This window comes from uncultured Microbacterium sp., assembly GCF_900078385.1.
GTDB lineage: Bacteria > Actinomycetota > Actinomycetes > Actinomycetales > Microbacteriaceae > Microbacterium.
This window is the reverse complement of sequence record NZ_FLQR01000007.1, coordinates 351,111-365,893: the sequence shown is the minus strand read 5'-3', so window position 1 is coordinate 365,893 and position 14,783 is coordinate 351,111. Positions and strand designations below refer to the sequence as shown.

General features: G+C 69.1%; 15 protein-coding genes. 2 read left to right on the top strand and 13 right to left on the bottom strand.

What is annotated here, in order from left to right; all coding sequences use genetic code 11:
• Nucleotides 1-11 precede the first annotated feature (11 nt).
• The 13 genes from QZL85_RS09495 to QZL85_RS09435 form a co-directional block, all read right to left on the bottom strand.
• Nucleotides 12-1,211 carry a trans-acting enoyl reductase family protein gene (locus QZL85_RS09495; protein ID WP_295576316.1) on the bottom strand — a complete coding sequence of 400 codons (1,200 nt, stop codon included), beginning with the start codon at nt 1,209-1,211 and terminating at the stop codon, nt 12-14.
• A gap of 34 nt (nt 1,212-1,245) precedes the next feature.
• Nucleotides 1,246-1,635 (bottom strand): DUF1801 domain-containing protein, encoded by a 390-nt coding sequence (locus QZL85_RS09490; RefSeq protein ID WP_295576315.1) that lies wholly within the window; start codon nt 1,633-1,635, stop codon nt 1,246-1,248.
• Nucleotides 1,636-1,764: 129 nt separating this feature from the next.
• The gene (locus tag QZL85_RS09485; RefSeq protein WP_295576314.1) at nt 1,765-2,688 is read right to left on the bottom strand and encodes a phosphotransferase; all 924 of its coding nucleotides are present in this window, start codon (nt 2,686-2,688) and stop codon (nt 1,765-1,767) included.
• 11 nt (nt 2,689-2,699) lie between these two features.
• A complete protein-coding gene (locus QZL85_RS09480) occupies nt 2,700-3,617 on the bottom strand; it encodes a hypothetical protein (protein WP_295576313.1) in 918 nt (305 codons plus the stop codon).
• Nucleotides 3,614-5,038 (bottom strand): amidase family protein, encoded by a 1,425-nt coding sequence (locus tag QZL85_RS09475; protein ID WP_295576311.1) that lies wholly within the window; start codon nt 5,036-5,038, stop codon nt 3,614-3,616. The genes QZL85_RS09480 and QZL85_RS09475 overlap by 4 nt, the downstream gene beginning before the upstream one ends.
• Nucleotides 5,035-5,736: an HAD family phosphatase gene (locus QZL85_RS09470; protein ID WP_295576310.1), complete on the bottom strand. Its 702-nt coding sequence runs from the start codon at nt 5,734-5,736 to the stop codon at nt 5,035-5,037. Before QZL85_RS09470 ends, QZL85_RS09475 begins: the two co-directional genes overlap by 4 nt.
• On the bottom strand, nt 5,733-7,091 hold the full coding sequence (locus QZL85_RS09465; protein WP_295576309.1) for an aspartate aminotransferase family protein: 1,359 nt from the start codon (nt 7,089-7,091) through the stop codon (nt 5,733-5,735). The genes QZL85_RS09470 and QZL85_RS09465 overlap by 4 nt, the downstream gene beginning before the upstream one ends.
• 64 nt (nt 7,092-7,155) lie before the next feature.
• On the bottom strand, nt 7,156-8,196 hold the full coding sequence (locus QZL85_RS09460; RefSeq protein ID WP_295576308.1) for an ABC transporter permease: 1,041 nt from the start codon (nt 8,194-8,196) through the stop codon (nt 7,156-7,158).
• The gene (locus tag QZL85_RS09455; RefSeq protein ID WP_295576307.1) at nt 8,193-9,662 is read right to left on the bottom strand and encodes an ATP-binding cassette domain-containing protein; all 1,470 of its coding nucleotides are present in this window, start codon (nt 9,660-9,662) and stop codon (nt 8,193-8,195) included. The genes QZL85_RS09460 and QZL85_RS09455 overlap by 4 nt, the downstream gene beginning before the upstream one ends.
• A gap of 102 nt (nt 9,663-9,764) precedes the next feature.
• Complete coding sequence (locus QZL85_RS09450) at nt 9,765-10,742, bottom strand: sugar ABC transporter substrate-binding protein (RefSeq protein ID WP_295576305.1); 978 nt, start codon at nt 10,740-10,742, stop codon at nt 9,765-9,767.
• 166 nt (nt 10,743-10,908) lie between these two features.
• Complete coding sequence (locus QZL85_RS09445) at nt 10,909-11,682, bottom strand: GntR family transcriptional regulator (protein ID WP_295576304.1); 774 nt, start codon at nt 11,680-11,682, stop codon at nt 10,909-10,911.
• A gap of 107 nt (nt 11,683-11,789) precedes the next feature.
• Nucleotides 11,790-12,515: a Type 1 glutamine amidotransferase-like domain-containing protein gene (locus QZL85_RS09440; RefSeq protein ID WP_295576303.1), complete on the bottom strand. Its 726-nt coding sequence runs from the start codon at nt 12,513-12,515 to the stop codon at nt 11,790-11,792.
• Nucleotides 12,512-12,637, bottom strand: a complete 126-nt coding sequence (locus tag QZL85_RS09435) for a hypothetical protein (RefSeq protein WP_295576302.1) — start codon at nt 12,635-12,637, stop codon at nt 12,512-12,514. The genes QZL85_RS09440 and QZL85_RS09435 overlap by 4 nt, the downstream gene beginning before the upstream one ends.
• Before the next feature lie 151 nt (nt 12,638-12,788).
• Between QZL85_RS09435 and QZL85_RS09430 the strand changes: the two genes are divergently transcribed.
• The gene (locus tag QZL85_RS09430; protein WP_295576301.1) at nt 12,789-14,342 is read left to right on the top strand and encodes a molybdopterin-dependent oxidoreductase; all 1,554 of its coding nucleotides are present in this window, start codon (nt 12,789-12,791) and stop codon (nt 14,340-14,342) included.
• An 89-nt stretch (nt 14,343-14,431) separates the two neighbouring features.
• Nucleotides 14,432-14,758 (top strand): hypothetical protein, encoded by a 327-nt coding sequence (locus QZL85_RS09425; RefSeq protein ID WP_295576299.1) that lies wholly within the window; start codon nt 14,432-14,434, stop codon nt 14,756-14,758.
• Nucleotides 14,759-14,783: the final 25 nt, after the last annotated feature.

Below are 14,783 nucleotides of genomic sequence, written 5' to 3'. Positions count from 1 at the left end.
GCACGGTCGGACTAGTGGACGGCGCCGACGTCCAGGGTGAACCGTCGATTGCGGAGCCGCTGCGCCAGCGACTCCCCCATCGCGACCATCGGCGTCAGCACGCCGGCGTGCTCGGGAAGCTCGTCGAACGCGAGACTGAGCGCTGACTCGCCGAGCATCACGCCGGTGCCTCCGTAGCCGGGATCGAACGGGGCAGCGACGCGCGCGCGAACCGGCTGACCCTCGACGGGATAGACGTCGACGTCGAGCGCGAAGCGCCCGTGCTCGATCGCGTCCGCGCTCGGGCCGCTGCCCGGTGCGGGAAGGACCCGGTCGAGGAGCGCGCGGGTCGGCGGAAAGGACAGCCCCGCGACGAGGGCCGCGGTCCCCGCGCTGATCGCCCCTGCCCGCACGAACCCGGGGAGCCCGCGGCCGGTCGCCACGACCTCGCGATACTGCATGAGCTCCCCGTAGCTCCACCCGGTCAGGTAGTTGCTGCGCTGGATGATCTGCTGGTTGTAGGCGCCCATGACGAACGGCGCCTGCCAGACGCCGCGCTCCGTGCCCCACCCGGTGGCGCGGTGCCCGGGAAGCCGGACGGACGGCCCGGGGGTCAGGGCGTACGGGTCGGCGATGAGACGGCGGGCAGCGGGATCCGATCTCGCTTCCTGCATCTGCTGACGCAGGGAGTCGATGGTGCCGCCGCTGACGCCGCCGTGCAGCAACCTCACTCGCAGGGTCGCGGCGACGATCGGCACGCCGCCGACGGCCCGGTGGGCGAGGCCCAGGCCGAGGTCGGAGGGGATCGAGTCGAAGCCGCACGAGTGGACGATCCGGGCACCGCTGTTCGCTGCGGCGTCGTGGTTGCGCTCGATACTGCGGGCGACGAAGACGCTCTCGCCCGAGAGGTCGGCGTACGACGTGCCGGCGCGGGCACACGCGGAGACCACGCCCACGCCGTAGCGCAGGTAGGGGCCGACTGTCGTCGCGATCACCGACGTGGATGCCGCCAAGCGGGCGACCGCGGCGTCGTCGCCGGTATCGACCTCGACGATCGGCCAGTCGGCTCCCAGCTCCCGGTTGACCGCCTGCAACCGGGCGCGGGATCGCCCCGCGATCGCGATGCGCGCGCCGTCGGGCGCCGACGCCGCCAGATGCCGCGCCGTGTATCGACCCACGAATCCCGACGCCCCCAGTAAGACGATGTCGTGGTCGCGGTCGTTGACGCTCATGTCACGCGAGCGTACGCGGTCGTCGTGACTGTGGTCAGCGCGTGCGCAGCCGCCGACCGATCACTCTGGAGAGGTCGGTCCCCGAGCCCGTCAACATGCTCGACTCGATGGTGACCACACCGCGAATGTCCGAGACCCATCGGACGAGGCCGCCATCGTCCGGCATGACCGGCCGACCCTGCCGATCCTCCGCGCGCGCGGTGTCCATGTGCAGGATGAGCTGGACGGGGTGCGCACCGTGGCGCACCCGCATGGTGAGCCGGTCGACGCCGTCGTGCACGTAGCTGGGCGAGTTCCACTTGATGTGCTCGACCAGCCCCGGCGCTGTCTCCAGGATGAGTCGCCGCAGTGCGCTGACCTGCCCCCGCTGTGGTGGGTCGAGGGACGCGAGGAACTCGTCGACACTCGTGACCTTGGCGCGCATGGAGCAAGCGTCGCGGTGCGCGCCTCATGCGTCAAACGGAACCGCGTTCGTCGCCCGCGTACCGATAGCTCCCGCGACGACGCCGCCAGGTGGTGCGGGGCTGCTCGGTCTCCGTGCGTCAGCACATCGTTACAGTGCGTCGACGGCCCGCGCGCACTCCTCACTCGTGAGCATCGTCAGCGCTCCCAGCAGCATTCCGGCGCCGTACTTCTCATAGTCGAAGTCGATGTCGCGCACGACCGAGTTGTACAGCGCCCAGTGGCCCCACTTCACGAGCGTGCCGACGCCGGAGAGATAGAGCCGCGCGAGCTGGCTCTCGGTCGGCTCCGCGCCCGAGTACTGCGCGAACAGCGTCCGCCCGAGGTCTCGGGGGATGCCGAGGATCGTCAGGTATGCGCCCAGCTCGTAGTAGCGGTCGGTGTTGGCGGCGTAGTCGAAGTCGATCAGCATCATCGGCGCATCCGGCTTCACCATGAAGTTCGGAGGATTCGGGTCATTGTGCCCGGGCACGAGTTCCAGCCCGCCGGCGAGATAGCGCTCCTGGATCGGCCGCCATCGCTCCTGCACCTCGATCTGATAGGGCTGCAGTCGGCGGCCGGTCTCGGCGATCTGCGCCTGGTGCTCGTCGATCATGTCGAACAGCGTCTTCGTGACCGAGAGCAGCTCGCCGCCGTGGAGTTGACGGTAGAGGCGCATCACCTCCGACATGCCCGTCGGCGACAGCAGGTCGCCCGCTCCTGAAGAGCGGTATCCGTCCAAAAACGCGGTCACCTCGATGCCGGTCGCGTCGTCGAAGAACAGTACGGCAGGGCCGACGCCGGTCGCCGCAGCTACAAGAGCGGCCTCGTGAGCGATCTGCCGGTCCACGAACGCCTCGGCCCCGTGGCCGGGGACCTTGAGGAACCGGATGCCGTCGTCCGAGATCATCCGCCAGTTCACGTTGGTCGTGCCCGAGGAGATCCGTTCCATGCGCAGATCGGTGCCGAACGGCCATGCCGGCAGGTCCGGCACCGTGCGGGCAAGGGTGAGCGCGTCGAGTGCGTGCCACGTCATCGTCGTATTCGTCATTCCCATCCCTCCCCCGCCCGCGCGATGAGCGCGTCGATCTCTCCCGTCAGCACAGGATGCTCCGCGTGCCAGATGCGGAACATGAGGTAACCGAGGTAACCGACCTCTGCGTCCGGCTCCAGCGCATGGGCACGCAGGGCCCGCAGCAGCACCCAGAGGTCGGTGATCGTCCCCCAGAGGCGGGCGCGGGCGAACGCGCCGGGGTGATCACTCCCCCACAAGAGCAGGAACGCCTCCTCGGCCGGCAGGACGGTGGGCGATACCTCGGTGAGGATGCTGCCAACGTCCGCGAGCGGGTCGGCCAGTCCCGCGGTGGTGCCGCCGGTGAGCATCACCGTCCCGTCTGGGCCGACCTGGATGTCGGAGAGCTCCGACGACAGCCACGACGGCACCGGAGCGGGACCATCGGCGACGGCTGCGCGCAGCCCGGGCAATGCGGAGGCGACCGGCGCGAGCGCGAGCGGCTGTGGTGCGCCGACGGCCGCCAAGTCGTCGAGCATCGTCTGAGCTTCCGCGCCGAGATCACGCGCCGGAAGATCGGCGCCCGACTCCCGGAACCTCCGGCGGGCCACGGCCAGCGCGGAAACTGCGCCCGGGGCCTGCAGGCGCAGGCCGGTAGCGACGCGCCAGCGCTCGTCGAGCGCACGCTCGACCGTGACCCCGCCGTCCGCATCCATGGCGAGGATCTGCGGACCGACCCCTGCCTCGGATGCGGCGAGCCTCGCGCGAGCCGCCGCTGTGCCTACCGCGTGCGGCCGTGGAGCCTTCGCGAGCACGGTGACGCCGGCACCGGTCGTTGCGCGCCAGCTCTCATGGGACGCGCCCTGCCAGCTGAGCAGCCCCGCGCCGATGCCCGTGGGCTGCCAGGAAAGGTCTGCCCACTCGCTCGGCAGGCCGTTCAGCGCTGCACTCATGCGCCCGACGCCGCTGCGTAGGGGAACGCGAGGTCGAACGAGCGCCCCAGTTCGAGCAGCGCGAGCACTCCGAGCACTCCCGTGTCGTCGAACCGGCGTCCGCCGACCTGCACGCCGATCGGCATGCCGGAACTCGACATCGCCACCGGCACCGTGCCGGCAGGGAGGCTCGTCAGGTTGTACGGCGAGGTGAAGACCATGTGGTCGAGCGAGTAGTCGTTGCGCACAGGCGTCACGTTCTCGGCGGGGAAGGAGACGACCGGGGTGACCGGCGACAGCACGTAATCGAAGGAGTTCAGGACCGCGGCGATCTTCGCGCGCACACCGTCGAGCTTCTTCTCGTTCGCGACGTGCTGCACCGCGGTGATGTCTGTGCGGCTGAGAAGCTGTTCGAGAAGCTGAGGCGGCAGCAGCGGCCACTTGTCCTCCGGCACCGCGAGCAGCTCAGGCAGGCCCCGTGTGGAGAGCACGGCCATGAAGCTCTCACGGTCGGCGGCGGTCGTGAGGGGCTCCTCGATCGGCACGACGGTCGCGCCGTGTGCGGCGAGCAGAGCAGCCTGGGCTCGCACGACCTCGGCCACCTCGTCGTCGACGGCGCCCGGCACGTCGGTCGCGAGCAGCAGCCCCACCGTGACCCCGGCGAGGGAGGCCGGCACGGCACCGTCCCACTCGAACGCACCCGGGAGGCTGAGGTGATCGCTGAGGTCGGGCTTGCCGATCACACGAAGAAGGGCGGCGGCGTCGGCCACGGTACGCGCCATCGGACCCGCGCTGCCGATGAGCTTCGGCGGGTCGTACGCGATACGCCCCTGCGTCGGTTTGAGGCCGACGAGCCCGCACAGCGCGGCCGGCAACCGCACCGAGCCGCCCATGTCAGTCCCGACCGAAAGCGGACCCGCGCCCAGCGCCACGAGCGCGCCGGAGCCGCTCGACGAGCCGCCTGGATTGAGCTCCGGGTTCCAAGGATTGCGAATGATGCCGAACTGCGAGCTCACCCCCGCCCCGATGAGTCCGAAGTCGGGCATGGACGTTTTTGCGAACAGGGTCGCGCCCGCCTCGCGGAGGCGGCGCACCGGTGCTCCGTCGTGAACGGACGGGGGCGCTCCGTCGTTGAGCTTGCTGCCGTGCCAGCGCTCGAGGCCGACCATCGGGAAGCTGTCCTTGACCGATACCGGTACGCCGTCGAGCTCGCTGAGAGGGTTTCCCGCCGCCCAACGCGCGGCACTCGAGGCGGCGTCTTCGAGAGCTTGCTCTGCGTTCATGATCGCAACGGCGTTCAGCGCCACGCCCGCCGAAGCGGCAACGTCGATTGCGGCCTGCGTCGCCTCGACCGGCGAGACGCTCCCGTCGCGGTACCAGCCGGCGAGCTGGGTAGCGGTCGCGCTCGTGAGCGCTGGTGTCGTCGAGGTCAGGGCGGTCATTTTTCCTCCAAGGGAGCGGGCGGTACGGGGACGGTGAGGGTGCCAGTGGCAACAGGGTGCGGTTCGAGCGCCTGCAGATCGGCGAGCCTGCGGCCGGCGAGGTCGTCCCACTCGGCGGCGGCTGCCGCCGCATCGAGGGGGAGGTAGAAGGGCACCGCGATCGCCACGGCGCCGCTCGCGACGCCGGCTGCCAGTCCGGTGGCGCTGTCTTCGAGCACGATGCAGCGCTCGATGGCGACGCCGAGCCGGGAGGCTGCGGTCAGATAAGCCTCGGGGTGCGGCTTGCCGTGCTCGACGTCGTCGCCGGCGACGGATGCCATGGGCACCGGGCTGGCGGCGGCCACGTGGTCGACGATCGCGCGGTGGGACATGCTGACGATGACCTGCGGAATGCCCGCCGCATGCACTTCGGCCGCGAGCGGAAGTGCGCCGGGACGGAACACCAGGTCGTCGGCAAGCCCGTCCCGCACCCGCTCCGTGAGCTCGGCCACGATCTCGGCGGCCGAGCCGGTGACACCGGCGGCCGTCAGCACGGACGCCGTGGTCGACATACTGGCGCCCACGAGCCGATCGAGGTCTGCGCGACGCAAGGTCACACCGGCTCTGACGGCGAGCGCCTCGGCGGCACCAAGCCAGGCGCGCTCGGAGTCGATGAGCGTGCCGTCCATGTCCCAGAGCACCGCGTCGGGCCAGCTCATCGCGGTGCGACCTCATCGAGCACGTCACCGAGCGTGGCCAGCAGCAACTGTGCCTCGACCTCGCCGAAGATGAGGGGCGGGCGGATCTTGAGCACGTTGTTGCCGGGCCCGGCCACGCTGATGAGCACGTTCCGCTCGCGCAGGGCGTTGACGATGCCGAGCGCCGCGGCCGAGTCGGGCGCCTTCGTTTCGGGATCGGAGACGATGTCGACACCGACGTAGAGACCCGATCCGCGCACATCGCCGATGAGCGGGCGCCCGACCGCAAGCGCGCCGATGCCGTCGCGGATGGTCGTGCCGGTGCGCTTCACCGAACTGATGAGATCGGTCGACTGGATGAAGTCGAGCACGGCCTGGGCCGCGGCGATCGACACGGAGTTGCCCCCGAAAGTGTTGAAGTACGGCACCTCCTTCCCGAACCGGGCGAGGATCTCCGGACGGCCCGCAAGGGCGGCGACTGGGATGCCGTTGCCCATCGGCTTACCCATCGACACGAGGTCCGCGTCGACACCGTGACGCTCGAAGCCCCAGAACGTGTCGCCCGTGCGCACGAAGCCGGGCTGCACTTCGTCCGCGATGAACAGCGCACCGTACTCGTGCACAACATCGACCGCCGCGGCGAGGAATCCTCGCGGATCCGGGTAGATGCCGTCCGAGGAGAAGATCGAGTCGGCAAGCAGCGCGGCCGGCCGGATGCCGTGGGCGATGAGGTCGTCGAAGGCCTCGCGCACGCGCTCAGCGAACCACTCCCCGATGTCGTCGGCCTCGACCCGATAGGAATCGGGCGCGGGAATGATGCGTACGGCCTCGTCATCGGGGAATCCCCCCGAGATCGCCGGCGAGACGCGGCTGAGCAGCTCGGTGGTGCCGTGGTATGCCTCGGCCGTCACGACGATGCCCTGACCGCCGGTCCACAACCGGGCAATGCGGATCGCAAGATCGTTGGACTCCGACCCGGAGTTCGTGTACATGATCGAGCCGATGTGGTCGGGGAGAGTCGCGAGCAACTGCTCCGAGTACCGCACGATCCCGTCCTGCAGATAGCGCGTGTGGGTGTTGAGCTTCCCCATCTGCGTTGCGACGGCATCCACGACCGCCGGATTCGCATGGCCCACACTCGGGACGTTGTTGTAGGCGTCGAGGATGCGGGTGCCGTCGGCATCGAAGAGATAGGCGCCCGACCCCGACACCGCGTGGACGGGGGTGCGGTAGAAGAGCCGGTAGCTCGGGCCGAGGCTCGCCTGGCGTCGGAGCACGAGCTCTTGCGCGGTGGGCGCGAGTCGGTCGAGGTCGGCGATACGGAAGCTGTTGCCGTCCATGATCGAGGAGAGCGATACGGGCGCGTCGGTGGTCATGATGAGTGGTTCCTCGGGGTTGTGGTGGATCGTGCGGGGAGAGACCAAAGCTGCGAATGCGGGCTCAGCTGCGCACCGGTTCGGGCGTATCCACCGCGGCATCGTCCGTCGACGCAGCCTTGTCCACGGTGCGCTGCTTCGCGAGGTTGTTCCAGGCGGACTTCAGCACCCGCTGGAGCGTCTCGTCGAGCGAGATCGCGACCACGAGGGTGAGTCCGACGATCATGGTCTGCAGGAATTGGCTGACACCGAGGATCACGAGGCCGTTGCGGAGGACCCCGACGAACAGGAGCCCCGCGATCACTCCGCTGATGCGGCCGGCACCGCCGGCGACCGCGATACCGCCGAGGAGCACGACGGTGAGTGCGCTGAACTCCAGGCCCTGACCGGTCGTCGGCGAGCCCGCCTGCAGCTTCAGGGTCATGAGCGCTCCGGCGAACGCGGCGGCGACGCCAACGAGGACGAAGAGGCGAAGTCGTACGGAGCGCACGTTGATACCCATGAGGAACGCGGCGCGCTGGTTGCCGCCCGCGGCCAGCAGCTGACGGCCGAACGGACGGTAGTTGAGCACCCACCACGCGGCGATGGTCACGATGATGAGCAACAGCATCGGCAGCGGCACGATCCCGAAGAGGGTGAAGCCGGCGACCTCACGGGAGTCGGCCGGCAGGCCCGTGATGGTGCGCCCGTTCGTGAGGAAGAGCGCGAGACCAGCCCACACGTTCAGAAGGCCCAGGGTGACGACCAGTGGATTGAGTCGCAGGTGTTCGACGAGGATGCCGGTGATGATGCCGGTGACCAGTCCCGCGGAGGTGCCGGCCAGGATCCCGAGCCAGATACTCCCGGTTCCTGTCGCGACGATGCCGCAGACGACCGAGCCGAGACTCGCGACCGACCCGACGGAGAGGTCGATCGATCCGCTCATCACGAGGTACGCGAGGGGGATCGCGATGATCCCGACCTCGGCCATCGACAGCACGATGGTGATGAGATTCCCCGGCTGTACGAAGCGCGGGTTGAGCATCGTGAAGACGATGACGAGAAGGATCAGCGCGACGATCGCACCGTTCTTGGCGAGCAGGATCTTGAGCTGAGTGACGTTCATGCGAGGGCGCCCTTCGTGGGGATGAGGTCGAGCAGGGTCTGCAGCAGTGCTGCGTCGAAATCGGGCGTGCGCTCGAGCTCGGCGATGCCGCCACCCGAGAGCACGTAGCTGCGGTCGCAGAGCCCGGCGATCTCGTCGCTCTCGGCGCTCGCGACGAGCACGGTTGCTCCCTCGGCAGCCGCCTGGCGGACCGCGCGGCGGATGTCGGCCTTTGCGCCGACGTCGACGCCCTGGGTGGGTTGTGCGAGCAGGAGCACCGCAGGCACCGCGGGGTACAGCCACGCTGCCAGCAGATGCTTCTGCCGGTTGCCACCCGAGAAAGCGGAGATGGGCGAGTCCGGCCCGGGCCCGAGGATGCCGAGGCGGCGACGCGCCTCCGTGTAGCCCGCGACACGGGAGCGATGCGTCGGCGCGACCTTCGCGCCCCCGACCCTGCGGCCCCGCCACGGCAGGTACACGTTGTCGCGGGCGGCGAGGCCGGCGATGAGGCCATCGCGATCGCGGTCGGCGACAACCAGGTGCACGCCCTGCCGAATCGCCTCGAGGGGCGTGCGCGCCCGGTACGGCGTGCCATTCAGGGACGCCTCCACGCCACCGGCGCCGTGGAGAGCGTTGAGGAGCTGGAACTGCTCGCCCGCTGCGACGCCGAAGAGGCCCACGACCTCGCCGGCACGGAAGGACATCGGATGCGGGGAGGTGATCTCTAGCACGGGGGCGCCGACCCTCGCGGCGACGTGCTGAGCCTCCTCGAAGTCAGGGACGAGTGCCTTCGCGAGCGCTCCGGCGCTCAAGCCGGTGACGGCGTGCTCGCCGGCCACCTTGCCCTCGCGCAGGATCGCTACCCGGTCGCAGACCTCGATGATGTCGGGGAGGCGGTGCGACACGTAGATGATGGTCGTGCCCTTGGCTGCGAGGCGGCGGATCAGCGCGTGGAGCGCATCCGTCTCTGCTTGACCGAGGGCGGCGGTCGGCTCGTCGAGGAGCAGCACCTTCATCTCGCCGTGCAGGAGCCCGCGGGCGAGATCGACCACCTGACGTTGTCCGAGCTCGAGGGTCGACACCATCGTGTCGAGCGTGAGATCCTCGCCGCCGACCTCTTCGAGCGCCGCGCGGGCGGCGACCCGGTCACCCTTTGCTCGGCCGGTGCGGTCGCGACCGAGGTAGAGGTTGTCGAGGACGGTGAGGTTGCCGACAAGGGCCGGGGTCTGATGGATGACGGTGATGCCGAGCTCGGATGCCTGCCGCGGCGTGTCCGCGGTGACCTGCTGGCCGTCGAGGAGCATTCGTCCGCCCGTCGCGCGGACAGCGCCGGTGGCGACGTTGACGAGTGTGGACTTGCCGGCGCCGTTGTGGCCGAGCAGGCCGACGATCTCTCCGGCGGCGAAGCTCAGGTCCACACCGTCCAGGGCGCGGGTGACACCGAAGTCGACGGTGACGTCGTCGAAGGCGAGGCGTGCGGTGGTCATTTGTCGACTCCTCATCGCGGGAACAGGGGGAGGATGGTCGCCCGAGGCGACCGTGGGTGCCGGGGTCGGAGCGGGTGGCGCACCGACCCCGGCGGGCGGGGATCAGCCGACGTAGTACTCGTCGGCGTCCTCGGCGGTGACGAGCACGCCCGGGACGACGATGTCGCTCGTCTCCTTGCCCTCAGCACCGTCGATCAGGAGCTTCGCATTGGCCTCGGCGAGTGCCTGTGCGGGCACCACGAGCGAGGTGCGGTAAATCGAGTCCTCGACCTTGATGAGGTCGAGCGTCTCGTTCGTCGCGTCGCGGCTGGCGAGGTAGAAGTTCGGGTCGTCCTCCGCCACGCCCTCCTCGATGAGCGCCTGATAGACGCCGAGGATCGTGTCGTTCGACGCACCCAGCCACACGTAGCTCTCGGGATCGGCCGTCATCTGAGCCTTCGTGATGTTGTAGCCGTCCTCGCGGGTGATGGCTGTCTGCTCGACGATCGAGGCGTCCGGCAGCACCGACGTGAAGCCTTCCGTGAGGCCGTCCATCGCGTCCGCGCTGAAGTCGCTGTCGCGGCTGCCCACGATGACGACCGTGAGGTCGTCGGGTGCGCCGGCCTCCTGCAGCTCGGCGGCCGCGTTCGCAGCCAGCTCGAAGCCGCCGTCATACGAGTCGACCACGGTCGTGCCGGAGGTACCCTCCCATCCGACGAGGTATCCGAACACGGGGATGCCGGCGGCCTCGGCCTGCTGGGTGACCGGGACCATGGCATCCGGCGTCACGGGGTAGCCGGCGATCGCCTTGACGTCGCCACGGTTGATCCAGGCCTGCCAGCTCGAGACCTGGCGGTTAACGTCCCACTGCGGGTCGTCGGTGAGGAACTCGTAGCCGGCGTCTTCGACGATCGGACGCATGATCTCCAGCTGATCGTTCCAGATGGTGATGTCGGCGCCGGCGAAACCCATCGCGACGGCGCCCTTGTCCTCGGCGGCGGCGTCGCTGGTGGCGTCGGCGGCGGTGCTGCAGGCGGTCAGACCCAGCGCGGCGGCGATGACGCCGACGGCCAGGACCCGCTTGGTAACGGTGCTGTTCACGCGAACTCCTCGAAAGTGGTGGGCTGCTCGGGATATGCAGCCGGGGATGACTCTTCGAGAACAACACTCGGCGAAGACCATTTCTGGTCTGGCGGGTCACTGTGAACGCGGTGTTAAAGATTCACCCCGATGTGGCCCAACCATTTCTGGTCGTGACGCGCACGGGTCAGTGGTCGTCCACGAGCGTCCGCACGATGAGTCGCGTGAGCTCGGGGCGGAACAAGTCGATCGAGGCCTCGACGGGCGTCCCATCGTCGCGACGACTGACACGACGGAGCGCGAGCAACGGCGCCCGCGGCTTGATGTCGAGCAATTGCGCCACCTGCCGAGAGGCTTCCACGACCTCGACATGCTCCTCGGCCGTCACGACGGTGACGCCGTACTCGGTCTGTAGCAGCGCATACAGAGAGCCGATCGGGCTGTGATCGAGGAGGTCGGGGAACCGCTCGGAATCCAGGAACATGCGCTCGAGAGACAGCGGGTTCCCATCCGCGAGCCGCAAGCGCAGCAGCGAGATGACCGGTGCGCCCGGCTGCAACCCGAGCGCGGCTGCGATGCCGGACGATGCGGGCTCAACCGACTCGGCGAGCGTGCGGGTGGTCGCCTCGAACCCCTGCTCGGCGAGCATCTGCGGGATTCCCTTGATCGCGTTCAGGTCGCGTTCCAGCTTTCGCGCCTGCACATCGAAGAGTGCCGGTGGCACGGGTGCCGAGTCCGTGACGGCCGTGACGAACGCTCCACCGCCCCGGCCCGGCGAACGCACGATCACACCCTCGCTCTCCAGCACTTCGAGCGCCCGACGCAACATGTTGCGGGAGACGTCGAGCCGCTCGGCGAGCTCTCGCTCAGCCGGAAGCTTCTCGAGACCCTCTGTGACGGCGACGGCGAGCATGGTGTGGAGGGCGTCGACAACGCGAACCAGCTCTGGCGACTGCGTCATCACTCTCGCACCCCCTCGCCCGACACCCGGCTCGCGTTCCACTATCGACGGTAGGCCGCCGGCATTTCGCTCATGTTTCAGACCCCCGGTTCAGCTCGCCCGCGCCCTCACGACCCGAGCGTCGAGACGAGCACACCGCCCTCGGCGGGCAGCACCCGCCAGACGCTGCCCGAGCCCTCGACCCGGAGCGCGCCCTCGCCCACGATCAGGGCTGTGCGCTCGTCGATGCCGAGTCCACCGGCGATCATCCCGGACTCGACGGCGGCGACCAGCCGGGACAGCATCCCCCGCTGCGCCACATGCACCTCGATGGCCACATCGACGAGGCCGATGCCGACCGCGATCTCCAGCTCCTCACCCGGCTCATCGGGGTCCTCGGGTGAGACGACCACACCGCCGATGCGCGACCCGCTTCCGAGCGAGCCCTCCGCCGCGATCATCGCGCCGGCCGAAACACCGAGGTACGGCACACCACCGGCGACCAGCCGACGCAGCTCACCGAACACCGGCTCGAGCCCGGCGCGCACGGTTTCGACGTTGCCTCCCCCGACCGCGATGCCATCCACGTCGGCGATCGCTGCGAACCGGATCGGCTCGCCGGGCCGTCCCGCGGTGAGGTGCAAATCGATGGGGGATCCCGTTCCGGCCGCGGTCAGGAGTTCACCGAGCGCTGCCGCCTTCTCCTCGGCCTCGGGATGAAGGGAGATCACCGCGATGCGCGGCCGCGCGCGGCCTGCCTGGGCCGCTCGCAGCGTCGCTTCGGCGACGAACGGCGCGTGGAGCGCGGCATCCGCAATGGTCGTCGCGCCGCCGCCGATGAGGTGCACGCTCACGCGGCATCATCCCCCGCTGCAACGGCGCGCGATGGTGCCACGTCACCGAACCTGTCCTCAGGGAGTAGCAGGCGGCGGATTCCGGTGACGCCGGCGGCCGCGTCGTTCGCATCGAAGGTCATCTGATGAGGCTAACGGGTGGGGTTTCCGCGGTGCGGGGGCGACGGCTCGAGACCGCCATGGCTGGGAGTTCACATCCGATCGCGGGCCGCCTCCGAACTACCCATGAGCAGTCGCAAAGGGGGCATGGTGTCTGGACAAGGCAGACGGGGAGTGTTCATCGTCTTCGCCGCGATCGCGGGAGTGATCAGTGGCCTGGTGTTCCTTGCCGTGGCGGAGGTCTTGGCGCTGCTGGTCGCCCGGGAGGCCAGCCCGGTGCTGGCGGTGGGGGCGTTCGTCATCGACGTCATCCCGCAGCCGCTCAAGGAGCTCGCGATCTCCACGTTCGGCGAGTTCGACAAGATCGCGCTGCTGCTCGGGCTGGGCCTAGCCGTGGTCGTCGCCTCGGCGATCGCGGGTGTGCTGCAGTTCCTACGACCACCACTCGGCGTCGTCGCACTCGGCATCGCCGGAGCGCTGTCGGTCGCGGCGATCGTCACGCGCACCGGGGTCGCACCACTCGCGTTCCTGCCGCCGGCGATCGGAGCGGCCGCCGGATCCCTGGTGCTGGTGCTCCTCTGCCGCCGACTCCGCGCCTGGCAGCGGTCGACGGTCGCTCCCGCCGACCCCGATGGGCCCGACAGCGTCCGCGCACCGGGGATCGATCGCCGCCGATTCTTCGCGCTCGCGGGGATCTCGGGCGCCTCAGCCCTGATCGTGGGCATCACCGCACGCGCGGTCAGCATGGCGACCTCATCCGTCGACGCGATCCGCCGAGGATTGCGCCTCCCGGCACCCCGCTCGAGAGTGACCGTTCCCGACGGCGCAGAACTCGACATCCCGGGCATCACGCCGCTGTTCACCGCGAACGAGGACTTCTACCGGGTCGACACCGCGTTGACCGTGCCGAGCGTGGACCCCGAAACCTGGCGCCTCGTCATCGACGGCATGGTCGACCGCCGGGTCGAGCTCAGCTTCGACGACCTCATCGCGATGGGGCTCGACGAGTACGCGATCACGCTGACGTGCGTGTCGAACGTGGTCGGCGGCGAACTCGTCGGCAATGCCCTGTGGCTGGGCGTACCGGTCCGTGACGTCCTCCGCCTCGCTGGACCGCAGGCCGATGCCGACATGGTGCTGTCGCGCAGCGTCGACGGCTACACCGCCAGCACACCGCTCGCCGCGCTCACCGACGACGGACTGGATGCGATCCTCGCCGTCGGCATGAACGGCGATCCGCTTCCACTCGAACACGGGTTCCCCGTCCGCATGGTCGTACCCGGCCTCTACGGGTATGTGTCGGCCACGAAGTGGCTGACCGAACTGAAAGTCACGACCTTCCAGCGCGATGAGGCGTACTGGACACCCCGCGGCTACAGTGCCGAGGCGCCCATCAAGTTCTCCTCACGCATCGACACCCCGAAGATCGGGAAGTCCGTCGCGGCGGGCCGCATCCCGATCGCCGGTGTCGCGTGGGCGCAGTCGGTCGGCATCGAGGCGGTCGAGGTGCGCATCGACGACGGCGACTGGCAGCCCGCAACCCTGTCCACCCCGATCAACACCGACACCTGGGTGCAATGGGTCATGGAATGGGATGCCACCCCCGGCACCCACTATCTCTCGGTGCGAGCCACCAACAAGAACGGCGAACTGCAGATCGAAGAAGGTGCACCCATCGCGCCCGACGGATCCACCGGCTGGCAACGCTCCCTCATCGCCGTCAGCTAGCGCAGGTCGATCGGCGCCGCAACAAGGCCTCCTCGGCGCGACTCTCCGCTGGTACGTTCAGTCCAGCACGAGAGACGGGGGCGTCAGCCGTGAAGATCCTTTTCAGTGTTGCGCATTACCTTCCTGGCGCTGGCGCCCGCAGCGACGTCTATCGCCACGAATTCGAGTCGGACTTTGTGCCTCGTGTGGGAGACGTCTTACTCCTACCCGATGCAAGCCACAGGCCCGTCGAAGCAGTGATCATCCGCTGGGACCTCAGCGATGCAGTGGTCTGGATCCGGTTCGAAGGTGATCAGCCCAGCTGGACCGCGTTCGTGGATGGCTTTCCGCAGTTCGTCCACATGGATCCCGAGCTGTTGCACGATCCGTACGCGGGTGTGAAGCCTGTGCAGCAGAAGAACGACCCTGTCCCTTGAAGGCCGGGCCGCCCAGCTCGGATAC